This is a genomic window from Kordia sp. E, from assembly GCF_056033805.1.
On sequence record NZ_JBRASR010000003.1, the window covers coordinates 474,035 to 499,160 of the forward strand.

24 protein-coding genes are annotated in these 25,126 nt (G+C 31.5%); 19 read left to right on the forward strand and 5 right to left on the reverse strand.

Translation table 11 applies throughout. The annotated features are described in order from the left end of the window. The first annotated feature begins 29 nt into the window (after positions 1-29). The 3 genes from menD (at position 30) to ACUUYC_RS15300 (ending at position 3,149) form a co-directional block, all read left to right on the forward strand. A complete protein-coding gene (gene menD, locus ACUUYC_RS15290; protein ID WP_474267187.1) occupies positions 30-1,775 on the forward strand; it encodes a 2-succinyl-5-enolpyruvyl-6-hydroxy-3-cyclohexene-1-carboxylic-acid synthase in 1,746 nt (581 codons plus the stop codon). Positions 1,776-1,872: 97 nt separating this feature from the next. Then, complete coding sequence (locus ACUUYC_RS15295) at positions 1,873-2,214, forward strand: DUF2853 family protein (protein ID WP_474267189.1); 342 nt, start codon at positions 1,873-1,875, stop codon at positions 2,212-2,214. A gap of 104 nt (positions 2,215-2,318) precedes the next feature. Then, entirely contained in the window at positions 2,319-3,149 is an 831-nt protein-coding gene (locus ACUUYC_RS15300) for a CvfB family protein (RefSeq protein ID WP_474267191.1), read from the forward strand. Positions 3,150-3,204: 55 nt separating this feature from the next. Here the strand turns inward: ACUUYC_RS15300 and ACUUYC_RS15305 are convergent, their stop codons facing one another. The 3 genes from ACUUYC_RS15305 to ACUUYC_RS15315 form a co-directional block, all read right to left on the reverse strand. After that, positions 3,205-3,936: a LamG domain-containing protein gene (locus ACUUYC_RS15305; protein ID WP_474267193.1), complete on the reverse strand. Its 732-nt coding sequence runs from the start codon at positions 3,934-3,936 to the stop codon at positions 3,205-3,207. 79 nt (positions 3,937-4,015) lie between these two features. After that, positions 4,016-5,251: a hypothetical protein gene (locus ACUUYC_RS15310; protein ID WP_474267195.1), complete on the reverse strand. Its 1,236-nt coding sequence runs from the start codon at positions 5,249-5,251 to the stop codon at positions 4,016-4,018. A gap of 30 nt (positions 5,252-5,281) precedes the next feature. Continuing rightward, a complete protein-coding gene (locus ACUUYC_RS15315; RefSeq protein WP_474267197.1) occupies positions 5,282-6,403 on the reverse strand; it encodes a C1 family peptidase in 1,122 nt (373 codons plus the stop codon). 104 nt (positions 6,404-6,507) lie between these two features. On the opposite strand from ACUUYC_RS15315, the gene ACUUYC_RS15320 reads away from it, so the two are divergent. Both ACUUYC_RS15320 and ACUUYC_RS15325 read left to right on the forward strand, forming a co-directional pair. Then, positions 6,508-7,347 (forward strand): 1,4-dihydroxy-2-naphthoyl-CoA synthase, encoded by an 840-nt coding sequence (locus tag ACUUYC_RS15320; RefSeq protein ID WP_474267199.1) that lies wholly within the window; start codon positions 6,508-6,510, stop codon positions 7,345-7,347. Positions 7,348-7,533: 186 nt separating this feature from the next. Next, on the forward strand, positions 7,534-8,154 hold the full coding sequence (locus ACUUYC_RS15325; protein WP_474267201.1) for an outer membrane protein: 621 nt from the start codon (positions 7,534-7,536) through the stop codon (positions 8,152-8,154). A 186-nt stretch (positions 8,155-8,340) separates the two neighbouring features. On the opposite strand, the gene ACUUYC_RS15330 is transcribed toward ACUUYC_RS15325, so the two are convergent. Then, on the reverse strand, positions 8,341-9,153 hold the full coding sequence (locus ACUUYC_RS15330; RefSeq protein ID WP_474267203.1) for a DUF695 domain-containing protein: 813 nt from the start codon (positions 9,151-9,153) through the stop codon (positions 8,341-8,343). 155 nt (positions 9,154-9,308) lie between these two features. Between ACUUYC_RS15330 and menA the strand changes: the two genes are divergently transcribed. From menA to ACUUYC_RS15400, 14 genes are all read left to right on the forward strand, one after another. Then, positions 9,309-10,244, forward strand: a complete 936-nt coding sequence (gene menA / locus ACUUYC_RS15335) for a 1,4-dihydroxy-2-naphthoate octaprenyltransferase (RefSeq protein WP_474268505.1) — start codon at positions 9,309-9,311, stop codon at positions 10,242-10,244. An 8-nt stretch (positions 10,245-10,252) separates the two neighbouring features. Then, positions 10,253-11,755, forward strand: coding sequence for a hypothetical protein (locus ACUUYC_RS15340; protein WP_474267205.1), 1,503 nt, complete (start codon positions 10,253-10,255; stop codon positions 11,753-11,755). Between the two features lie 23 nt (positions 11,756-11,778). Next, complete coding sequence (locus ACUUYC_RS15345) at positions 11,779-12,456, forward strand: metal-dependent hydrolase (protein ID WP_474267207.1); 678 nt, start codon at positions 11,779-11,781, stop codon at positions 12,454-12,456. Positions 12,457-12,523: 67 nt separating this feature from the next. Further along, positions 12,524-13,567, forward strand: coding sequence for an o-succinylbenzoate synthase (locus ACUUYC_RS15350; RefSeq protein ID WP_474267209.1), 1,044 nt, complete (start codon positions 12,524-12,526; stop codon positions 13,565-13,567). Positions 13,568-13,574: 7 nt separating this feature from the next. After that, positions 13,575-14,768, forward strand: a complete 1,194-nt coding sequence (locus tag ACUUYC_RS15355) for a CPBP family glutamic-type intramembrane protease (protein WP_474267211.1) — start codon at positions 13,575-13,577, stop codon at positions 14,766-14,768. Positions 14,769-14,810: 42 nt separating this feature from the next. Beyond that, positions 14,811-17,081, forward strand: coding sequence for a CAP domain-containing protein (locus ACUUYC_RS15360; RefSeq protein WP_474267213.1), 2,271 nt, complete (start codon positions 14,811-14,813; stop codon positions 17,079-17,081). Between the two features lie 155 nt (positions 17,082-17,236). Next, the gene (locus ACUUYC_RS15365; RefSeq protein ID WP_474267215.1) at positions 17,237-17,512 is read left to right on the forward strand and encodes a hypothetical protein; all 276 of its coding nucleotides are present in this window, start codon (positions 17,237-17,239) and stop codon (positions 17,510-17,512) included. Further along, positions 17,509-17,691 (forward strand): hypothetical protein, encoded by a 183-nt coding sequence (locus ACUUYC_RS15370; protein WP_474267217.1) that lies wholly within the window; start codon positions 17,509-17,511, stop codon positions 17,689-17,691. The genes ACUUYC_RS15365 and ACUUYC_RS15370 overlap by 4 nt, the downstream gene beginning before the upstream one ends. Before the next feature lie 418 nt (positions 17,692-18,109). Beyond that, a complete protein-coding gene (locus ACUUYC_RS15375; RefSeq protein WP_474267219.1) occupies positions 18,110-18,988 on the forward strand; it encodes an AraC family transcriptional regulator in 879 nt (292 codons plus the stop codon). Positions 18,989-19,085: 97 nt separating this feature from the next. Next, a complete protein-coding gene (locus tag ACUUYC_RS15380) occupies positions 19,086-19,979 on the forward strand; it encodes a nuclear transport factor 2 family protein (RefSeq protein ID WP_474267221.1) in 894 nt (297 codons plus the stop codon). 10 nt (positions 19,980-19,989) lie between these two features. Next, the gene (locus ACUUYC_RS15385; RefSeq protein WP_474267223.1) at positions 19,990-20,361 is read left to right on the forward strand and encodes a hypothetical protein; all 372 of its coding nucleotides are present in this window, start codon (positions 19,990-19,992) and stop codon (positions 20,359-20,361) included. 137 nt (positions 20,362-20,498) lie between these two features. Continuing rightward, positions 20,499-20,966 carry a hypothetical protein gene (locus ACUUYC_RS15390; RefSeq protein ID WP_474267226.1) on the forward strand — a complete coding sequence of 156 codons (468 nt, stop codon included), beginning with the start codon at positions 20,499-20,501 and terminating at the stop codon, positions 20,964-20,966. Positions 20,967-21,085: 119 nt separating this feature from the next. Continuing rightward, positions 21,086-21,382, forward strand: a complete 297-nt coding sequence (locus tag ACUUYC_RS15395; protein ID WP_474267228.1) for a hypothetical protein — start codon at positions 21,086-21,088, stop codon at positions 21,380-21,382. Beyond that, positions 21,379-22,290 carry a hypothetical protein gene (locus ACUUYC_RS15400; protein ID WP_474267230.1) on the forward strand — a complete coding sequence of 304 codons (912 nt, stop codon included), beginning with the start codon at positions 21,379-21,381 and terminating at the stop codon, positions 22,288-22,290. The genes ACUUYC_RS15395 and ACUUYC_RS15400 overlap by 4 nt, the downstream gene beginning before the upstream one ends. A 251-nt stretch (positions 22,291-22,541) precedes the next feature. Here ACUUYC_RS15400 and ACUUYC_RS15405 read toward each other — a convergent pair whose 3' ends face one another. After that, positions 22,542-25,076 (reverse strand): hypothetical protein, encoded by a 2,535-nt coding sequence (locus ACUUYC_RS15405; protein WP_474267232.1) that lies wholly within the window; start codon positions 25,074-25,076, stop codon positions 22,542-22,544. Positions 25,077-25,126: the final 50 nt, after the last annotated feature.

Consider the following 25,126-nt stretch of genomic DNA (forward strand, 5'->3'; position numbering starts at 1 on the left):
ACATTGAAAATTGTATTTTTGTCATACAAATGATATACTCAAAAATCCCACTTGCGCAAACCTTAGTTGCGCTTTGTATTGCCAAAGGAATTAACCATATCGTGATCTCTCCGGGTTCACGAAATGCACCATTAACCTTGAGTTTTTCACAACATCCAGAAATTCACGCATATAGTATTGTTGACGAACGTTGTGCAGCATTTTTTGCATTAGGAATGGCACAACAATTGGGGAAACCTGTAGCTGTTATTTGTACTTCGGGTTCGGCAATGTTAAATTATTATCCGGCAATTGCAGAAGCTTATTATAGTAATGTTCCTGTTGTGGTAATTTCGGCAGACCGACCAGCTTATTTAATTGATGTTGGAGACGGACAAACGATTCGACAAAAGCATGTGTTTAAAAATCATATCAATTATGAAGCAAATCTAAAGCAGGATATTGTTCATAAAAGCACAATTTTACGTGACACACATCAATTATCGAAGGAGATGGAACGTGAATTACAGAGTAAAGTGCAAACATACAATGAGCAGGAAATTAACATGGCATTAAATGCTGCTGTTGAAACAAATGGACCAGTTCATATCAATGCTCCTTTTGATGAACCTTTGTATACAATGCAGGAAACGCAAGATATTTTGCCAAAATTAATTCCTGAGAAACCAAAAACATCAATAGAACCTTCAAGAATTACTACTGCTGCATCAATTTGGAGTCAGGCAAAAAGAAAGTTAGTATTGGTAGGTACATTACCGCCGAATACAATTCTAAAAAAGTACTTAGAAATCTTAGCAGAAGATCCTTCTGTAATGGTGTTAACCGAAACGACTTCAAACTTACGTGATGAACGATTTTTTAATGCGATAGATCAACTAATTTTACCTATTGAAAAAAACGAAACATTGCTTGATGAGTTTCAACCAGAAATAATGTTGACACTTGGCGGAATGATTGTTTCCAAGAAGATAAAAGCTATCTTGCGAAAGCGACAACCGAAGCATCATTGGCATATTCACGATAATAGAGTATTTGATACGTTTTTTTGTTTGGAACATTTCTTTCAGATGAATCCGAATGATTTCTTTGAATCATTTTTTGGACAAATAATACCAATTGAAAGTTCGTATAAACATTTTTGGAATGCGATAAAGATTGATCGTGAAGCAAAACATGCACAGTATTTACAACAAATAGAGTTTACAGATTTAAAAGCATTTGAAACTATTATTGCTTCTTTACCAACATCATTAATTTTGCATTTAGGAAACAGCTCTACTGTGCGATATGCACAATTATTTGAAATAGATTCAAATATTGAATTGTACTGTAATAGAGGAACAAGCGGAATTGATGGTAGTACGTCTACAGCTGTTGGAACTTCCGTAGTGGCAGACAAACAGACGATGTTAATTACAGGTGATTTAAGTTTCTTTTATGATAGTAATGCACTATGGAATAATTACATTCCGAAAAATTTTCGAATCATTTTAGTGAACAATAGTGGTGGTGGAATTTTTAGAATTTTGCCTGGAAATAAAAATACAGTGAACTTCAATACGTATTTTGAAACCATTCATTCACATACGGCAAAACAGTTGGCAGAAATGTATCAGTTTGAATATCTAACGGCTACTGATCAAGAGACACTTAAAACCGAACTTCAAACTTTTTACAATGAAAGTGAGAAACCTAAGATTTTAGAAGTTTTTACACCACGAATTGACAATGATGTTACGTTGATCGATTATTTTAAGTTCTTCAACGAAAATTAATAACTAGTTATTCCAAAAAAGAAGGAATATTTCTACTTCTAGTACATTTGAAAATAGATATTATTAATCATTTTATTATTAAAAATTTCAAAGTATTATGAGTAAAAGAGATGAGTTAATTACAAAGTATGCTGCAGATTTAAAAGATAAATGCGGAGTTACTGCTGATATGGATTTATTGACAAAAGTAACTATAGGATGTGGTCCAGCTATTTACAATAAAGATGCTGCTACTGTTTCAGGAACTGACGAAAAAGAGTTAGCTACTGTAAAAAACAATTTCTTAATTAAAAAATTAGGATTAGCAGATAGCGCTGATTTAGATAAGGCAATTGATGCAGTTATTGAAAAGTATGGTCGTTCAAACAGAAATAAATACAGAGCTGTTGTATATTATTTACTAACAGTACATTTTGGAAAACAAGAAATATACAGTTAAGAGTACTATTATATATGTTTTAATAAGCGCTATCCTTCACTAGGATGGCGTTTTTTTATTGTAATAGTTAGATAAAACGTACCTTTGGCGAAAATTTACACATAATGATTCATTTAGGACAACTTAATACATTAGAGATATTACGAGAAACGCCTCCAGGACTTTTCTTAGGCGATGATGAAGGAAATGAAATTTTGTTACCGAATAAGTATGTGCCAACTTCTTTTGAAATAGGAGATAAGCTTTCTGTTTTTGCCTACTTAGATAGTCATGAGCGTCCAGTAACAACAACGCTAAAACCACACATGAAAGTAAATGAATTTGCTTTATTACGTGTAACTGCATTGAGTGATTATGGAGCTTTTTTAGATTGGGGATTAGAAAAAGATTTGTTTGTGCCGTTTAAAGAACAAGCGCGCGACATGGAAGAAGGTAAATGGTATGTTGTATATTGCTATTTAGATGAAGAAACTAATCGTTTAGTAGGTTCGAGCAAGACGAATAAATATATAAGCAATGAGGAATTAACTGTAGAACGCTTTGAGGAAGTTGATTTAATTGTTTCTCGTTTTACTGATTTAGGTGTAGAAATGATTATCAATCAAAAACACAAAGGATTGGTATACAATGATGAAATTTTTAAGGATTTAAAACTTGGGCAAAAGCTAAAAGGTGCTATCTCAAAAATTCGTGAAGACAATAAAATTGATTTATCGTTACAACTTATTGGGTACAAAAATATAGAACCTTCTGGGCAAATAATTTTGGATGCGTTAGAACGAAATGGTGGAACTTTGCCATTACACGATAAAAGTGATCCAGAAGAGATAAAAAAACGCTTAAAGATGAGTAAAAAGACCTTTAAGAAAGCGATTGGAAGCTTGTATAAAGAAAAGCAAATTGTAATTAATTCTGACGGAATCAAATTAACATAATATAAAAAAGGCGCGTTGAAAAACGCGCCTTTTTTTATGTTTTGTTTTTGTCTATTTATTGTTTGTGTAAGTATTCAATAAAATCTAAAGACTTTGCTTCACTATACATACGCAAATCATCAATACTTCCTTGAAATGGATTCTTTCCTGTTGGATCATTTCCTAAGATCAATGGCAACGATGAGGTAGATAACTCGCCATCAATATATTTCAATACGGCAGGTTTTCCATTAATATACAAATACATGATGTCATCTTTTAAAATGCATGTAATCATATACCAAGTTTCTTCTTCATAATCGAATTTTCGTAATTCTTGTACAGTTCCATATGGAGCAATAGAGAAAATGATATCGTTTGTGGCTCTTTGAACTCGATCTTTTGGTGTGTGACCTAATGAAATGCCATAAGCAGCATTTAATTGTTTATCGTCTGCTACATTTTTGTATAATACTTGTTGTAAATGTGTTGCGTCCGTTTTTACCCATAAATTAATAGTAAACTCATTTGTAAAGTTGATATGCTCATTTGCAGGAATTACAATTTTATCATCGTTCCCGTCAAAATAAAATGCATGTCTTGGATTTGCATATCGGTCATATGTAAGTTTTACACCGCTAGTTTCCGCAGTTACATTAAAAGTACTTGCGTCTTTAGTATTTCCGTCAAATGCGTAATGTGCGACTAATTTTTGAGTTAAATCAAATGTTTGTTCCTCTTCTTCGATGCTGCAACTACTAAAAGCCAAAAGTGCTATAAGGCAGCTAATTAGATATGTGGTTCTCATGGTAAAATCAGTTTTTTGATGAATGATGATTGATTTTTATAATGCATCAAAAATGATACCAAAATAGCATATTTTTTAATTAGTGTTCAAATTCAGGGAATTTATCTTCTAATCCATTATAGAATATTGGAATTGGAGGCGGAAAAGAAGTTTTGGAATTAAAAAAAGGATGATGATTATAAGTACCTAACTTTTGAAGATTATATAGTAAAAAAGAAGTTTGACTATACATTATATCATAATCACGATTCAATCCTGGTAAGGTATTATTGTATAATAAACTACTTTTGCCTCTAATTGAAGTGTCGATTTCTACAATATCATCATTGTATAAATATGTTCCTACTTCATGGAAAGTTGCTATTAAATTTAATAACTCAGTAGCTTCGTATGAATTTGGATCTACTTTCCTGAGTTGTTCATAAACTTTAACAGGAGTTGTGTATGTGTATGGATTGCGAATGTCTATATAATATCCTTTCATATTGTGAAGCAATATTTTTTCTAAAACTATTGTGTCTAGTGATACTTTTCCATCAATATTAAAAGCAAGACGTGTTTTTTCTAATAAACTATATGCTCGTTCAGTGCGTAATTCTTTTAAAGTATTAATAGTTTCATCAGAAAAAGTAATATTGTAATTACGCTTCGCCTTTTCAACTTCATTTTCGATATAAGTGATTTCTTCATCATGCATTTTTCTAAAAGCGATTTCTCCTATCTTATAAGAAGAAACATCAATAAAACTAAATAACACAACAAATAAAATAGTCATAACAAAAACATAGAGCATCCAACGTTGCGTCTTAATATATCTAGAAATCTCTGTCCAAGAGATGTAAAATAAGTACACAGGAAATAAATACAATACATACCCATATTCATTAAAAATATTAATATCAATAAATGGCGCATATAGTAAAAAACGAGTGATAAAACTTAGAGCTCCAAACAATACAACATATTCTATAAATAGTGAATAGTTAACAATACGTGCAGAAGTATATTTATAGGTTTTAGTAAGATATTTTGAAGGTCTTACAAACCAATATTTAAGCATTGTATTGTTTCCAAAAGCAATAGAAAGTGCTAATAAGAATAGCTTTTCAAACTGAAGTTGTTTTTTATTTTTTATACTGAAGTCAAAATTTTGAATAACTCTAAAAAGGTCAACGAGTTCTAGTATATAAAAGATAAAACCAAAAAATAAGAGCGCACTAAAAACACCCAAACCAATACCTGTCCAAAAACGAAGTTTTCCGATACCTGCAATACTTAGGCGTTGTTTAAGCTGTATTCTTTTGTTCGATTTCATATAAAATCAGTATGAAATCTAATAGAAATGTTACAAATTCAATTTTTGACGTAATGCTTTTGGTAATGCATCTTTATGAACCATTACAGAAATAGTTTTCAATCTAAAAAATGCTTCACTCATATTCACATGTCCGTCATTTGGAACACGATCAGTATTACTTCCCCAAGAATTTTTTACTCGGAAATAAGTATTTCCATTTTGATCAGTTGATAACCCAGTAATGTGCATTAAATGATCGTCTGTAGTCGTGAAATTTTCAAACTCTTGCTGGCGATAATCAGCAGTAATCGTTTTTTCTTTACGAATTTTCGCAGAGAAATCTTTTCTACTTTTAACTGCTTTTTCAGGAATTGTTGCAACTGCATATTTTGAAGAAAATGTAGCTTCAGAAACATCGCAATCCAACTCAACAGTATAACCAGTTTTCAATGCATTTTTAGTTACAGCAACCAATTCGTCTAAGGTTACATTATAAAAACTTCCGTTAGAAAAGTTATCAGGAATATTTAAAACAAATGATTCATAATACGGTTGATGCGTAAAAGATGTAATCGTAACATAATCATCCGGATTAATCTTTGTCATTTCTAAAAATGATTGTGGTGTATACGTTTTTCCTTCAAACTTGAATGATTCTGGGCGTTTTCCTAAATATACATTCAATACATTTTCAATAGCGGGTTTCCAATTAGTTGATAATTTCTTTCCAGGATTTTTGATATAGACATTCAACATTGCTTTCAAAACAGCAACCATTTCAGCATGATTATGTGTAGTTTCTATAGCTTTCAAACCGGAATACGCACTATTTGGAACCAGTCCGTTAGCAGCAACTGCATTGATAACATCATGTGCCAATCCACCTTCACTAAATTGTGTTTTTCCTTGGCGCATTACGTAATTCCAGGCTTTCTTTGGATACGTATTTCGTACGTTATACATCTCAGAAATATTAATTTGCTTGCCGGTCAAACGAATGATTTCAGATTCTAAAAAAGAAGAAGCCGAAAAACTCCAACAAGTTCCTGTACGTCCTTGACTAATAACAGGTGTTGCTTCTAAATCAACAGTAGTTTTAAACTCATAATCTTGTGCAAAAGTGCTGATTGAAAAACTCAGTAAGAAAACGGATAACAATATTTTTTTCATCGCAAATAGGTTGGTTTAATAAGTATTACTTTAGAAGAATTTGAATCAATAAAATCTTGAAAAGTGTGTAAAATGAATTATTTTTACGCAAAATACTAAAAAATATGAGTAAACCTGATTGGAAAACGGTAAAAGAATATGAAGATATCACATACAAAAAAGCTGATGGTGTTGCCCGAATCGCTTTTAACCGACCAGATGTTCGTAATGCATTCCGTCCGCATACGACAAGTGAGTTGTTAGATGCGTTTAGAGATGCACACGAAGATGTAACTATTGGTGTAGTTTTACTTTCTGCTGAAGGTCCATCAAGTAAAGATGGCGTATACTCTTTTTGTAGTGGCGGTGACCAAAAAGCAAGAGGAAATCAAGGATATGTTGGACAAGATGGTTACCATAGATTAAATATTTTAGAAGTACAGCGTTTAATTCGTTTCATGCCAAAAGCAGTTATTTGTGTAGTACCAGGTTGGGCAGTTGGTGGTGGACATAGTTTGCACGTTGTATGCGATTTAACGTTAGCAAGTAAAGAACATGCAATCTTCAAGCAAACGGATGCAGATGTAACAAGTTTTGACGCAGGATATGGTTCGGCATATTTGGCAAAAATGGTTGGACAGAAAAAAGCGAGAGAAATCTTTTTCTTAGGAAGAAACTATTCAGCACAAGAAGCGTATGAAATGGGCATGGTAAACGCGGTAATTCCACATGACGAATTAGAAGATACAGCTTTTGAATGGGCACAAGAAATCTTAGCAAAATCGCCAATGTCTATAAAAATGTTGAAGTTTGCCATGAATCTTACGGACGACGGATTGGTTGGTCAACAAGTATTTGCCGGTGAAGCAACACGCTTAGCATACATGACAGAAGAAGCCAAAGAAGGTAGAGATGCATTCTTAGAAAAACGCAAGCCAAACTTTGAGAAAAAATGGATTCCATAGGCTAGTATTGAGATATTAGTTGTTAGTATTGAGATTTTTTGTTTCTGTTTAGTGACTGAATTTATTGAAGAGAAAGCAGCAATAAGCCTCTGTATACACTATAGATATTTTAAATAATTTCTCTTTCAATAAAAAGTACTCTGTGGCGTTATACAAACAAACGAATAACAAACCAACAACAACTACATGAAAAAACTCATCATCCTTTTAGTATTTCTAAGTTTTCAATTGGGAAATGCACAAGATCAAGATACAGTAGCTGTTGAACCTTTATTTGATGTCGGATTACATTACCCGTTATCTACAGGTGATAACTTTATAGCGAATGGATATGTAGGTTTGATTGGAGCTGACTTTCGGTATCAATTTGCAGATACACAGTTGGTTTCTGTAAAAGCAGCTATAGCTGTAGACTATTTTGATTACACTTTTTTTGATGATATAAATGGAGGTGCATTTGTCATTAAACCAGAAATCATTGGAGAATTCAACATTACCAATCTTCCAAAACTAAAACCATACGTGTCTTTAGGATATAGCTTTTATACAGTCTCGCTGAAAACGTCAACTACGGGTTTTGATATTATTAATAATCCTGATCCTGGCGTGCAGCCAAATGGTGAACGAGTTACAGATACACAAAGTGGAATTAGCTACGGATTTGGTGCAGCATATGACGTTACAGGTCGATTTTTTGTAGAAGTTTCGGCAGATTTTATAAAGCTTTCGCTAGATGGAGAAATTTCTGGGAACAGATTCAACGAAAACATTCATACCGTAAGCATGGGAATTGGTATGCGACTTTAAGTGTGTTAAATGTATTTCAGATTTAACAACCAAGATCCAATTACGAATAACAAATCAACAAAAGTTAAGAGTTAAAAGTGATGAGTTCAGAGTGTAACAAACTAACGAATCAACAAAGAATAAATGTCGAATTTAAAATGTAAATGTATTTTCAACTGATAACTGATAACTGATAACTGATAACTATTACTTCTTCCAAACAAACGTTTCCCAACCATCATATTTACCATAATATTTTTTGGAAAATTCGATCAGTTCTGTGGTAATCTTAGAAATACGTTCCATTGATGTTTTATCATCTCTATGAAACTTTACTTCGTACGGACGTGACTCATCATCAATAGTTTTTTTGTATTCAATCGTGTATGAAAGCTGTTTTATGTCTGCAATAAACTTGGTTCTATCCTCTTTTGTTGAAAATTTTGCGTAGTGTTCTATCTTTCTTGCATGCTCAGCAACATCGCCCACATTTCTAAGTTGAATCAGCGTATCACGATTCGACATAAAGTTTTTTATTTCATCATTCGGATACAAAAAATCTTTGTATAATTCCCAAGAACTATCTTCTCGGACGAATACTTTGTACTTTTCTCTACTATATTTTTCGCTAAATAACTTGTCAATTTTATCTTCAAGACCTGAAGCATCTTTTACATAATAATACTCAAAACGATTGCCATCATACATAAACGAACCTGCATAATATGTGTCTGTATTACCGTTTACCGTATCAAAAATAGCATCTTTAATTTGGTATAATTTTTTCAATTTATTTCCTATCGGGAAATCACTCTCTTTTGTAACACGATAGTCAATTTTTACATAAAAAAGAAAGTCATAACCATTTATAGGCGCTTTCTCAATCAAATCCATTCGGACATTTGTAGAACTTACACCTTTTTCTTGTTTTGCCTGATACGTATTCCAAACAGCTCCATCTTGCGCAAGCATAAAAAACAGTGGAAAAAGTAGAAATAATAAGCTGAATTTCAATTTCATAGATGTAAAATAAAAAGTAAAACGCAATGTACTCAAAACTGAGAATTGTGTGTGCAAAATTAATAGAATATTATGATAAAAGAAGTAAATCAAAAACAATACCATTACCTTTTTCAATATTTTTTGAAATTGTATATTTACAAAAATTAGTATACATGATAAAAGCATGGCTGGCTGCCGCTCGATTACGAACTTTACCTTTATCTATTTCTGGAATTATAATAGGTTGTTCATTAGGTAATGAATATAGTTTATTGAATGAAGGCGGAGTTTTTAATTGTTGTTTTGGATGTCCACAAGTATGGATGTCACTACTTTTCTGGTTATGTATTCTAACTACAATAGGTTTTCAAGTATTATCAAACTTTGCCAATGATTACGGAGACGGAATTAAAGGAACAGATGATGATAGAGAAGGAGAAAAACGCATGGTAGCTTCGGGGATTATTTCGCCAAAGCAAATGAAAAGTGCCATGATTATTACGGCAGTAATTACGCTAATTTTAGCATTGTCAGTTATTTATGTTGCATTTGGAAGCGAAAATTTTAGCTATTCAATACTATTTTTCTTCTTAGGAATAACCTCAATTATAGCAGCTGTAAAATATACAGTTGGTAAAAGTGCGTATGGATATTCAGGTTTAGGAGACATTTTTGTCTTTCTCTTCTTTGGTTGGTTAAGTGTTGTGGGAAGTTACTTTTTATATACAAAATCATTAAATTTTGACATTTTCTTGCCAGCAACTGCAATCGGATTGTTGAGTGCAGCCGTGTTGAATCTTAACAATATGCGTGATCGTATCAAGGATAAATCGCATGGAAAAAACACGTTGGTTGTCAAAATAGGAAGTCAAAAAGCCAAATTATATCATTATGGTTTAATTATTGGCGCATTGATTTGTTCAATAGTATATGTAAACAAAAATTATCATTCACCAACACAATTTATATTTCTCATTGCATTCATTCCATTAGTAATGAATATGATTGTTGTTGGAAAAAACATCATCCACAAAGAACTAGATCCTGAATTAAAAAAAGTTGCGTTAAGTACATTTCTATACGCTATTTTATTTGCGATATTCAATTAAAATCACACATGAAAAAAACCGTAGTATTAGTATTATGTTGTCTTTTGAGTTTTGTGTTAAACAGTCAAGAAGAAGTTACCACAAAATTGAAAATTACAGAAAGTGCTCAATTCAAAGATGAAGTAAAAGTTGGCGGAATTGACGTTATGTATACAAATCCAGCAGGAAAAACGGCGATTGTTCGTTTTGGAAAAAAGAATATCTTATTAGATGTTTTTAATGGTAATTTGGATAAAGAATTTTTCAAAATCATCAAAAAAGATAAGAAAGAAGTATACAAAGGTCATTTGAGTTTTGATAATGAAATTAAAGTGTTTACAGTCTATTCCCCTAAAAAGAGAGAACGAATTCTATACTGTCATACTTTCAATATTAAAAACAATACACACAAAAAAACAAAGCTTTTTGAGGCAAATGTAAAAAGAGGTAACGAACTCTTCTCAGGAGGTAACAAACGTCAAACGAGTTTTGCAATATCTCCCAATCAACAATACATTGCTATTGCAACGGACAATATCAAGAAGAAAAGTAATTCATATCGTATTCATGTATTTGAAACAGAAAATTTAAATCTTGTATATAATAAGTCCTATCGCGATCATGAAAAACAACATTTTTCACACAACGATTTAATTATTGATGATAAAGCAACAGTGTATAGCTTAGGAAAACTATATCTTGATGGGAAATTTGATAAGAAAAAAGGGAAAGCTAATTATGAATTTGTATTGCACAAAATTTCTCAAACCACTATCTCTCAAGTAAACGTAACACTAGATGATAAATTTGTTAGAACATTAATCATAAGTCAAAAAAATAATCAATTGCATTTGCTTGGTTTTTACTCTGAAAAAAACTCTGGAAGACTAAAAGGCGGTTGTAACTTCGTTATAAATGAATCCGATTTAAAGGTAGCTTCCAAAAGAGTAACAGAATTGCCAAAGCAAGTATATGAAGACTTATATGGATATCGAAGAGGAGAACGCAAAAAGAAAAAGGCAAAAGAATTACGTAACTTTTACGTTGATTATACGATAGAAGATACACAAGGAAATACGTATATATTAGCGGAGGAATTCTACATCACAACACAATATGTGAGCACAGGAGTGAATGGAGGTTATTGGCGTTCGGTTCCACATTATGACGATATTTTAATTTTGAAATTTAATGGAAATGGCGAACTAAGTTGGGGAAGAAGTATCTTTAAAAGATCGACGGCACCTTCGTATAATGTGTTTTTAAAGAATGATGAATTGCACGTGATCTTAAATTCGGGTAAAAATTTGCTAGAAAAGAAAGATGGTCGTACCAAAGTATCAAAAGGCTGGTTTGAATCTTCATCGCTATACGATATTGTATATTCTAGTGACGGAAAAGTTACATATGATAAAATTCAAGATAACAGAGGAAAAGTATATTATATGCCTTTTTATGGAACGTTTACCGATGGAAAATTTATCACAACGACAACAAGAAGGAAGAAAAAACAATTTCTAGTATTAGAATAATTTAACACTAAAAAAAACACAGCATGAACATTACATATTTAGGACACGCTTCTTTACATATTGAGTTTGGCGCTACAAACATTATTGTTGATCCTTTTATTTCAGGAAATCCTATGGCTGCTCATATTGATATAAATGCCTTAAAAGCGGATTATATCTTAGTGACGCATGCACACCAAGATCATATATTAGATGTAGAAACCATAGCTAAAAATACAGGCGCAACGATAGTTTCTAACTATGAAATTGCAATGCATTATGGAGGAAAAGATTTTAAAGTCTTTGGAATGAATCATGGCGGAACGTATAAAACAGAAACATTCTCAGCAAAATATGTAAATGCAATTCATACCTCATCATTTCCAGATGGTTCGTATGGCGGACAACCAGGCGGATTTGTCTTAACAGCTAATGGAAAATCAATATACATTGCTGGCGATACAGCGTTGACATACGACATGAAGCTCATTCCATTACAAACAAAGCTCGATTTAGCAATCTTGCCAATTGGAGATACATTTACAATGGGCATTGATGATGCAATTATTGCAAGTGATTTTGTGGAATGCGATAAAGTTTTAGGATATCATTACGATTCATTTCCACCAATAAAGATTGATCAAGCGGAAGCGAAACAAAAATTTGCAGACAGACATAAAGAACTAGTTTTATTAGAAATAGGAAAAAGCATAAAAGTTTAGTTTATTTTCCCAAAACCCAAAACCCAAAACCCAAAACCCAAAACCCAAATACCAACATATCAACAAATTGAAAGCAACATATCACAAACATATCTTAGATTTTAAACGACCAAGCGGAACGTCGCGTGGTGTATTAAAACAAAAAGAAACTTGGTTTATTCATCTTATTGATGGAGAAAAACAAGGAATAGGTGAGTGCGGTATTTTGCGAAGTTTAAGTATTGATGATGTCCCAAACTATGAAGAAAAATTACGTTGGACATGTGAAAATATACAATTAGGTAGAGATGTTTTACTAAAAGAATTAATAACATTTCCATCGATTCAATTTGGAGTAGAACAAGCATTTTTATCATTACAATCTGAAACTCCATTTTTGCTAAATCCATCTTCGTTTACGCAAGGAAAAGAAGCAATAAATATCAATGGTTTAATTTGGATGGGCGATGCAGCTTTCATGAAATCGCAAATAAAAGAAAAACTCGCAACTGGTTTTTCATGTATCAAAATGAAAATTGGTGCGATTGATTTCGAAACAGAACTACAACTATTGCAAAGCATTCGTAAGGAATATTCAGTAAATGACATTGAATTACGTGTAGACGCAAATGGAGCATTTACACCTGCAACTGCTTTGGAAAAGTTAAAACGCTTGGCAGAATTTGAATTGCATTCCATAGAACAACCAATCAAGCAAGGACAATATGAAGCAATGGCAAAACTCTGTAAAGAAACACCATTGCCAATTGCGTTAGATGAAGAATTGATTGGTGTTTTTCATACAGAAGACAAGAAAAAAGTACTCGAAACCATTCAACCACAATATATTATCTTGAAACCAAGTTTGGTTGGTGGATATGCAGGAAGTTCAGAATGGATTTCATTAGCATCAATGCAAAACATCGATTGGTGGATTACAAGTGCGTTAGAAAGTAACGTTGGACTCAATGCTATTGCACAATGGACACATACATTGCAAAGTAACTTACCACAAGGTTTAGGAACAGGAAGTTTATATACAAACAATTTCGATTCACCATTAACTATAAAAAATGGTGCATTACAATACAATGCAGAAAAAGTATGGAATGTACCATACATAAAAAAATAAAACAACTATGTTTATTAAACAAGCTTACAAAGGTTTATACGAATTTTGGCGATACATCATCGGAACGTTGATTACATTTATTACATGGCAACTCATAGGCGCAATTCCATTAGTGATTGTATTATTTGTCAAAATGTTTCAAAATGCTAGTGAATCAGGAATGAGTGTTCAAGAAATAATGAACTCAGATCTAGCACCAACATCTATCGGCGGAATGGTTGAGCTAATGGGAAGTAATTTATTCCTATTTATGATGATTGTTTCCTTTGCTTTTGGGTTGGCCGGTGTATTATTCTCAAACAAAGTATTGCACAAACTATCGTTTCTTTCACTAACAACTTCACGAAGTAAAATAGATTGGAAACGAATATTTGTAGGTTTCTTTCTTGTCGTAATTTTCAATTTGATAATCTTTGCTGTTAGTTATTATTTATCGCCAACTGGCTTGGAATGGAACTTTAAACTAGGTCCATTTCTCACCTTATTAGTTATCTGTTTGCTATTTCTTCCGATACAAACAAGTTTTGAAGAATACCTTTTTAGAGGGTATTTGATGCAAGGAATTGGCGTGAATCTAAAAGAAAACAAATGGATTCCTATTTTGTTAACTGTCATGGCAATAGCGCCTGTAGTATACTTTATTTTATATGCAAATCTAAAACTTGAGTTTTGGCCAAACATAGGAATTACTGGGTTATTGATGTTGTTAATAACATATATCTTGGATCATGAAAGTAAAAAAAGACCAACGATACTACACAGAAAATGGGTGCCATTATTATTCACTTCTGTAATTTTTGGTGTCATGCATGCCGCTAATCCTGAAGTAGAAAAACTCGGATATATTTCAATGGTATTCTACATTGGAACAGGATTAATTTTAGGAATCATGACGCTAATGGATGATGGAATGGAATTAGCACTTGGATATCATGCAGGAAACAATATCTTAACTGCATTACTAGTGACAACTAATTGGTCAGCATTGCAAACAGACGCAATATTTGTAGATACTTCTGAACCTTCTGCCGGATTCTTCGATATCATTTTTCCTGTATTGGTAATTTATCCATTGATGCTATTCATCTTGGCGAAAATCTACAAATGGAAAAACTGGAAAGAAAAACTCTTTGGAATTGTTCCTGATAATAAAATTGTTGAAAATGAAATAGCAGAAATCAACACAACTCCAGAAGTATAAAATTATATGATGAAAAGGTGGTTTTTGTTCGTACTTTCTTTTATGATCTTTCAAGTTGGTTATGCACAACTTAGAGTTTCTGACAAGGAAGAAATACGAAAAATACTTTTCAAAAAAGTAAACACCTTACGAAAAAGTCAAGGTATACAACCACTTATCTTACATGTAGATTTACAGAAAGCGGCACAATTGCATGCAAACTATATACAGAAAAACAGGAAATTGTCGCATGAACAACGTATTGATTCGTTACGAACTCCAAGAAAAAGAATCGAACAATTTTCTAAGGAATTCAGTGTGTTCGGCGAGAATATTCTATATACAAAACCTAAAAAAACACCGATAAAAAAAACATTACTTAAGCGTATTGCACATGAAATGTTTATTGCTTGGAAAAATTCTCCTGGACATTATGCAAACATGATTTCAGACAATTATACACATGGCGATTTTGGCTTTGCCTATGACAAAAAAAGCAAGCGGATTTTTGCAGCACATGTATTTGGCGGCATGGGAATTAGCATTGAAGGACAACTTTCTTTAAACGCATTTGAAATAAAATCACCAACAGAAATCGAAATGCTTGATTGTTTTAGCTTAATGGGAAACGAAAGGAATATTGCTATAAATCTTGGGAATTCTGTCAGTATTGAAGGAAAAGATATTTTTTTGTATTACCATGATAAACGCGTTGTTGCTGAATTAATAGAAAATGAAAATGACGGAATTGCAATAGATATTATACAGCGAAATCAGTTTGAATGTGGAAAGAAAAACAATTTAGACGTTTCAGAGATATACGATGGTATTCTGCTAAGACCAATCTATAAAAAAGAGCTTTTTGCAAATAATAGTTCAAAAAGTACCTACAGGTTGATTACTAAAATTGGTGAACTTCCAGATCATTTAGTCGGAAAAGATATTCAAATGAGCATGGTACTCATTAAAAGTGGCGTTAAATGTGACTATAATTATCCGATAACAATTTCCAGAAAAGATTACGATTTACTACCATTTCCGCCAAACTTGCAACAAGAAACGATCGATTTTGTAACAGAAGGAATTATAGGAATGCAAGATGTATATTTTAACTTTGATCGAGATGAAATTATAGCGACAAATACTCCAAAGTTACAGGCGAAAATTGGAATTCACAGTATTGAGATTATGAGTTACAGTTCTGTAGAAGGAAACGAAAATGATAACAATACACTACACATAGAAAGAGCAAAATTCATCAAAAAGTTCTTGTTAGCTGAAATTGAAAATAAAGAAGTAACTATCAAATCTGATGCAAAAGAGAATTGGGAATTGTGTAAAATTCAACTAGAATTATTTGGCTTAGATGATTTGGTTGATGAAGAAAAACAAGTCATTCGTAGGTATATCAATAAAAATAGTAATAAGCAATGGAAAGCAGCTTTAGAAAAGCAACGTGTTTCCAAAGCTAGAATATTTTACACAGGCACATTAGCGAATTCAAACGATTTATTTTTAGAAATGAATTTGCTTACAGGTGTAAAAAGTAACAACTACAAACTTGTCAATGAGGCATTGTACGAATTATACAAAGCAGATAAAAGAATTTCATTTTTTAATAATGGTGAATGGTTACCTGAATTTTTAGAAGCGTCCGAATTGGTTACAAATACATCAGCAATGTTATTGAAAGATATAAATTCATATGATACAGAGATGATTGCTTTGTATGTTCGGAATTGGTTAAAAAAAGCACCCGAATTATCAAAAGAAGCCACGGAAAATCTATTGAATTTATATGCAATTACAACAGATAGATTATTGAGTTTTTGGGATGTAGAAGCCGAAAAGATTGCGCGAATCATGCATCCTGATAAAACGTCACTACTGTTAGAAGAATACGACGATTCAAAGGAAACACATCCGTTGTTGCTTAACTTTCATATTGCTACGATCAATTACTATTCGCATGTTAGAGATACTGAAAAATTAATCTACGCATTTCAATTTATCTCTGAATATTACAAAAAGAAAGCACTAACCATCAAAGACAAAGTAAAGCTGGCATTGTTCTTTAATCATTGGAGTTCATTTAGATTGAGTCATAATTTATTACTAGACAGTTTCAAGAAAAAAACACTCAATAAAGAAGGAGCATTTATATTAGCGCAAACGACAATGATGTTAGAAGTTGATGAAAAAATCATCAATGGAGTTATGAAAAAAGCTTATACATTTGATGCACAAAAATGGTGTGATTGGATTCAGAATGACTTTCAATTATTGCGTAATAAAAATGTAAAGAAAATGTATTGTGAGAAGTGTTCAAAGTAAAACAATGAACTTCATATACAATATTGATTTACTATAAATATTAAAAAACCTACTTCTTAATATGATTTCACATGAAATTCTTTTAATTTTAGTTTCTTAACTAAATTATTAGATTCAAAAATATGTTGTAACACATTTGACCAAACCAAGAAACATTGAGTACACTAAAGAAATTAATAGATAGAATTGTTGAATTTAGGACAAATGAAAAACTTGAATCCGAAAACAAAAAACTAGAAATTCAAAGACTATTAGTTGGAATTTACGCTGAATATCTGAAAGTAGAAACGGAATTTGATGAGACAGATTATGAAGAACCGATTAATTTAGATTATGACGGAATGAGAAGTATAGTAACAGAACATTTTCCAGATTTCGGCGGTATCATTCAGTTTGGGAAAGTCATAAAATTAATGAAGATGCTGAATTGACAACAGGAGATTCAATCGATGATTTGACTGACATAATAAAAGATTTAATTGAGATTCAGTGGAGATTGGAAAATAACAGCGAAAAAGATGGACTTTACCAATTTGAGTTTTTAATGAAACATCATTCTGAACAACATCTTGTGAATTTATTGAAATACTTAAAAGATAGAACTGAATAAAAATGTTTCCAACAGATAGCGAATTTACAACTCTTTATATAGCATATTTATTAATGTTAATGTATCTAATTTTTGGTTTGTTAAAATCAAAAAATAAAGCATTCTACAAATGGAATTTTCTTTTTTTTGGAATCTATTTAGTAATAATGATTTATGTTTTTTTAGATTCAGAAAATTTCAGATATGGCAATTCACTTGTTGTCTTGTTTTATGGAGGAATATTTGTGCTTTTACACTTTATAATAATCGGAATTATAAAACTATATAAATTAGTAGCCAAAAAATAAAAACGTGTTACAACATCGTATAAAATTAATACTTAGTAAGAGTCAGTGCACTTTTGTTACGTCTGATTTTCCTGCGGAAAATCCTCGCACACAAAACCGCACTATTCTTATACATAAACGTTGTAAGTAATATGATCAACGAAATTCCAAATATAGCATTTGAGTCAAAAAATTCTAAAATTAAAGGGATTGAGATTATAACTCTAGAAAGTTTAATTCAACGAAAAGACTATTTAGATCACTTCCCAGAAAAGGCGCATCAACTAAATTTTTATATGTTGGTGATGTATACAAAGGGAGTAACTGAACACCTTGTAGATTTTGTTTGGCATAAGGCACAAAAGAATAGTATTTTTTATTTATCAAAAGGACAAGTCAATGCCTTTAAGTTCAATAAAGAATTGAAGGGTTTTATTATTCTATTTACTGAAGAGTATTTTAAAACACAATTAAATAGACTTACAAAAAATGCTGTAATACGCCTATTTACTTCACATCTATTTTCACCAAAAATTCAAATTCCAGAAAATTCAAACACTTCAAATTATATACAACTTTTGTTTGGTGAGTTTTATGAAAACAAAGATGAATTCAACAAAAAATATATTGTTGATGCTTTATACACTATAATTTTTTCAAAATTGGAGCAACTCAAGCAATATCAGACTTTTCATTTAAAAGAAAATAGCAGGTTAGAAGCTTTTTTAAAATTCAAATCACTTTTAGAACTTAATTACACAGTAAGTAGAAATGCAGATTTTTATGCTCAAAAAATGAACATTACTTACAAACACCTGAATGTCATTTGTAAAGAAATTGTGAATACAACAGCAAAGCGATTTATTGATGAGTTCATAATATTAGAAGCAAAGCGAAAATTAATTAATTCAACAATTAAAAGTACCGAACTCGGTTATTCTTTAGGTTTTGAAGAATCTACAAATTTCGTAAAGTATTTCAAAAGACATACAGGATTAACCCCAAATAAGTTTAAAAAACTACATATTTAAAATAATAGGTTTGATATTTACCCTTTTGATCTTCATTTTTACCAGTAAATAGCTTCTACTCTTTCATAATTTTGCATCAAGTTAAACTTTAAGTAGTATGAAAAACATCAGAATGGTATTTGTGTTAATTATCACATTTACCGCTTGCAAAAATGAAAACAAGAAAGAAGTAATTACTAATTCACAAAAACAAGAAGAAATGGAATTATCAAACAAAGAAAAAGGAGTGGCTTTATTAAGAAGTCTAGAAACTGGAGACCAAACGCCAGTCGGTTATATCAATGCAGAAAATTATACACAACATAATTTGGCTGTAGCCGATGGTTTAGAAGGGTTTGGAGCAGTATTACAAAATGCACCAGAAGGAGGTTTTAAAGCTAATGTTGTAAGAGCTTATCAAGATGAGAATTACGTATTTACACATACTATATATGATTTCTTTGGACCAAAAATTGGATTTGATGTATTTAAGTTTGAAAATGGTTTAATTGTAGAACATTGGGATAATTTAATTGAGATAGCTTCACCGAATCCAAGTGGTCATACGCAAACTGATGGTCCAACAACATCAAGAGATCTTGATAAAACTGAAGTAAATAAAGCAATGGTAAGTGACTTTATTTCTACGATTTTAATGAAAGGCGAAATGGATAAATTAGGAAACTTTATTGATGGTGGTATAGAAAACTACATTCAGCATAATCCAGCAATTGCAGATGGATTGTCTGGTTTAGGTAAAGCATTAGAAGGTATGGCAAAACAAGGCATCACAATGGAATACAAAACAGTTCATAAGGTTCTTGGAGAAGGAAATTTTGTATTGGCTATTAGCGAAGGTGCATTTGCAGGAAATCCTACTTCATATTATGATTTATTTAGAGTAGATAACGGAAAAATTGTTGAGCATTGGGATGTTATAGAAACTATCATGCCAGAATCTGAATGGAAAAACTCTAATGGAAAATTTAATTTTTCGAAATCAATGAACTAAAATCGAAATTATGGAAGCAAGGGTATTTGTTCTATTATTTACAGCTTTACTTGTAAGTTGCTCACCAAAAAATGCTGAAATTATGAGACCATATGTTATAGAAATAGTAACTTTTAAAATTAAACCGTCTGTAAAGTCAGTAGATTTTTGGAAAGAAGATTCCGAAATTCAGATAAACTATACAAGTCAACAATCTGGCTTTATAAGCCGTGAAAGTGGTTACTCGAATGAAAATAATGAAGTACTTGTTGTTGTAAAATGGAAAACAAATACAGATGCCGAAGCATCAATGCGAAAGTTCATGGAAGATAAATCTGTGACAGATTTTGTAAATATGATTGAACCAAATACAATGCAGATGAAAAGGTACGCAGTGAAATAAATACTATCTTAAGCTGTATGTACTTAATTGCTTATTTTTAGGTTGTTTACAAAATTCTCTATTCAGTTTGTATTTGCTAAATTAGTGGTGTAAAACGCAACTAATTATACACAAACTATTGGACACGTAATTTAAGTATGAAAGAACTTAATTTTAAATTTATTTTCCAAAACGCATTTGAAACTTTCAAAGTTTTTGAAACTATTCCGATTGAAATTAGCGGAATTTTAATAGAAGGACATTCTAAAACTATTTGGCAAACACTGAATCATTTAATACGCTGGAGAGATTTTCAAATACAAAAACTCAAAAATAGTAATACAAAAATTGACTTTGTCGAATCTGAATCTTGGATAGCAGAATCAAAACCGAAAAGCTCAGATGAGTGGAGAATAAAACGAAAGAAATTTAAAAATCAAACTGAACAAATTGAAAATTTAATAGAAAATCTTGATGCATCGGATTTGAAATTAGAAGCGAAACTTAAGTTAATTCAAGATTCAAGCACACATTTATCATTTCATTTAGGAGAAATAATATTGATTGCAAGACAAAAAAATAAATATCCAAAACCGAGCGAGATGAGTGAGTTTTTATATGGATAAAGTGACACTGTAACAATATATAAAAACAATGAGCTTTCATATTTTACGTGCATAAGATTTTTCTTTAATTCTTTTCAATTTATTAACTTTAACCAACCATAATTCTATATTGAAAACAATTGAACATAAACAAGGCACAAATAAAAAAAGAGTTTCAGGAAAATTTCAGGTCATTACGAAAGCTATTGAATTCGTGGGAATTAATTCCTGGTGTTCCAAAAGATGAATTCACTTCATTAAATCATCAACTATTAAGTCATTTATATAAAGGCGCAGATTTTGAGAAAATTTCCCGCGTTATAGGTAGTGAATTGATAGTAACCTATGGATTGTCATGCAATTTAGAAGATTCAGAACAAATGGCTGAAGAAATCATAGAATGGTGGAATTTTAGGAATGAACATACCATTAGATGAAAACAGTTTTAATAACCTTAGCAATACTTATTGGAATCATTGGATTGATTTTTCTTGGATTGGTAATTGCAGCAAGAAGAAGACGTCCAAAGTATACTACAAAAGGATTTACATCATTAGAGAAAAGTTTGCTGTCGGAGTTTTATAGTTTGTTTGACACAGATTTAGCAACGAAGTTAAAAACACAAGTAGCGTATCTGGAAACGAGACAAAAATGGAGACAGTATTGGGAAAAAAGCATGTCTATAGAATGTTATGAAACTGCAAATATTCCATTGTCAGATGAACATCGATTTAATAGAAAAGACGAAAGTAAATTAGCAACTATTAGATTTAAGGCGCAAGAAGAAAAATACACAATAGAGTTTAATAGTTATAAAGGACGATTGTGGGGTTGGAAAATAAGACCGAATCCTAAATCTATACAAAAGCTGCAATCGGTTGTTATTACAAGCAAGAAAATTAATAACGATCCAAATTCATTTACACAACCAGTGTATGAAAAGGAAAAAATAACATCGACTCCAACGTTTCATGGTTGGCTACAAGAGTTAACTGAAATTGCTAAAATAAAAGATGTATTTCATCCAATAGATCCATCATTTCTTACGAATTATACAAAAACGATTACGGCAGTATTACCAAATGATTATTTAGAACTCATCAAACAAGCAGAAGGAATTGACTTTGAACAATTCTGCATTCTTGGAGTTTCAGAAGTACGAACAACTTCACTTGATGATGGAAATTATTATCATTTAGCCGAATTTGATGACGGAATCATTGCCGTAAAAGAAGATGAAAAAAGCGGAATGTTATACTATTGTCATTATTCAGGATTAATTGATGAGTTGAGTACTGATTTTAGCAAAATCATTATAAATAAACTTAGAAGTGAAACAGTATAACATGTTATTGCTTTAATCTGAATTCAATATAAATTTCAGTTATTTATTTTCGTTTTCTTTGCTCACACAAAGAAAAGAAACAAAAGAAAGTGTGCTTTTCCAGAGGTATTTTTAATTTTTTTTAAGGGAAAAATTAAAACTGCAGTGATTTTTCTAAATTTTTTCCAAGGCTTCAAAAATTCTTAACGAAAAGTCCCTGCTATACTGCGGAAAAGGAGAAAATAACTCTCAATGTTTACATCAAAGTCACATTACTTTACATTAATTTCAAACAATTTTGTTCCTAACAAGCCATTTCCATTTGTTCCTTCAAGCTTTCCTGAAAATATAGATTGAATGTCTGATGTGTGGAAACTAACATTAATTTCTCCATTTTTATCAGAAATTAAATTTGGTGCCCAAAACAATGTTTTTCGGTTATCAGGAAACAATTTATCTTCCTCTTTATCATACAAAGGACTGTAAAATTCTTTCGTTGGATAAAAACCTTTTACAAACAGAAAATTATTTTCTTTAGCATTTTGAGCAAGCGTTTCTTTTGAAGCTTTATATATTACTTCAGTTCCATCATTTAATTTATACTTTTCTCCATGTATTGGCGCTGGTCCAGAATAATGATTTTCACAATTTAAGATATTATATTCTATACAAAGATAATCACCTGAAACACCTTCAAAAATCACTTTATCACCACGATCTTTATCACGATCTTTAAAACCTGTCAACTCAACTTCTTCTAAGTAATTAGTATCTGTAAAACTAAAAGAAGTATCATACGAAGATTGTTTCTTTTCATCTATCATACGATCATTTTTCGGAAACATAAGTTGTTTATTTATCGTACGTTGGAAGATTTCATTAAAAGGTTCTTTAATTTCTAAAAAAGCTTGATCAGGTGATGCATGTTTTCCTTTAGTATCAGGAGTTGATTGAATTATAGGTAACAACGTGAGACGCGAACCAGTTGAAGCCTTTAAAAAATTTAGTGGAACACTAAAATTACCGCCTTTATCAGCAGTAATGGCAACGGCAACCTTTGGTAATAATGCTTGTACAATGGCGCCAGCACCATTTTGTAACGTACCTTTTTCCGTACGATAATAGGCACGACCTGTGATTTCTTCGCTAAATGGATCTACTTTATCATACATGTTTTTGAGTAAATTACCTGATGTCCAATTGTAATTTCTCCAACCTTGCGTTAATAATACCAAATCTAAATGTTGTTCTCGATCTTTATTTTTTTTATCAAAATAATAAGATGCATCATATACGTGACCTCGCAATTCTGAGAATAAATAATAATATGGCATCATTGCATAATCATTATTTTTCTTTGTGTATAGTTGATCAGTAACACTCAAGCTAAAATGTCCAACTGCTGGTTTCCCAAATTGATCTTTCACAGAGAACTTTAAATCTACCTTATCTTTTTGTCCGTATAAAGACTTTGACATTTCTACAAGTTCAATATGTAGTTTATTGTACATATTGGTGTATACTAAACGTTCTGTTAATGGTTGATATCGATCATTAAATAAGGTGATTTCTGCAATTCCTTGCGGCAATTTTTCCAATGGAACTTTAAATCGAACATAATCATTAGTAAGTGATGCTATTGCCATCCAATATACATAACCGCGACTTTGTGCTCTTATATACACTTTGTCAAGTGTAACATCTTTTGTTTTGGTAATGCCAAATTGTATATATTCTGGATCTCGTTTTTCTACGTGTAATCGAAGTCCTTTTTTCTTAACTAGTGGTAATTGAAAAACACTATCTAGCCTTGGATTCGAGAGTTTTACCGTGTATTTTTTATCTGGTTTTGGTGTAAATAAAAATGTCCCCATTCCATAATGAGTTGCTTTAAACGAGCGTAATTTTTCTCCATCTTCATACAACGTTCCTTTTACATTCAAGGGTTTTCCATGATGATTCAACGCTTTGAATGCTACAGTATTTGGTAAGTTTTCTATCAAACTTCCACCTTCAGGATACATTCCAAATTGAATTGCGGCAGGTTTTTTAAACGGAATATCTATAATATGATATACAATATCCTTTCCATATTTTACGCGTAATTCTATAAATTCAGCTTTAGCGGTTTCTTCTTCAGTAAAAATAATTCTGGCTTGACCGAGTGAATCTGTTTTTATCTTTACACGAGCGAGTCTATCTTCGGTAGAGTAGATGTCAGCAGAAATAGAAGCTTCTTTTAGCGGAAGTCTACTTCTTGAAAATACATCTGCATCTAGTACAACTTCATCGTTTCTATCGTATGCATCTTCTAAGAACTCAGTATCGATTAGTATTTTGGGAATAATACTCTCTCTAATTTCAAAACGTTTGATGGCAGTGATTTCATCCGAAGTATTTTCAAGTGTATTTTTGGTATGAATAATTAATTGATAGTTTCCTTCTTCCAGAATTTCCGCTAGGAATAAATAACCACTTGCGAAACCATTTTTTGCAGTATAAATTTCTTTGACGATAATACTTTCTTCATTTTCTTCTTCTTTCAACAACTCTACAAAAATGATTTTGGTATCTTTTGATACTTTCAAATTGTTTGCATTTAAAATATATGCCTTGAACCAAATATTTTCGCCCGGTTCGTATATATCTTTATCAGTGTGAATGTAAATGTTTTCTTTGAGTTGCTTTTCGGCAAGTGATTCATGACGTGCAACTAATCGTTCATTCGCAAAATCATCTAACACTTGTGCGTGCGAAAAAAAACAGCTAAAAAGTAATAAGCTGATCCAAATGGTATAGTATTTCATAGTCTTAATGTATGCTACAAGTCGGTTTTTTTAAAGATACGGAATATTCT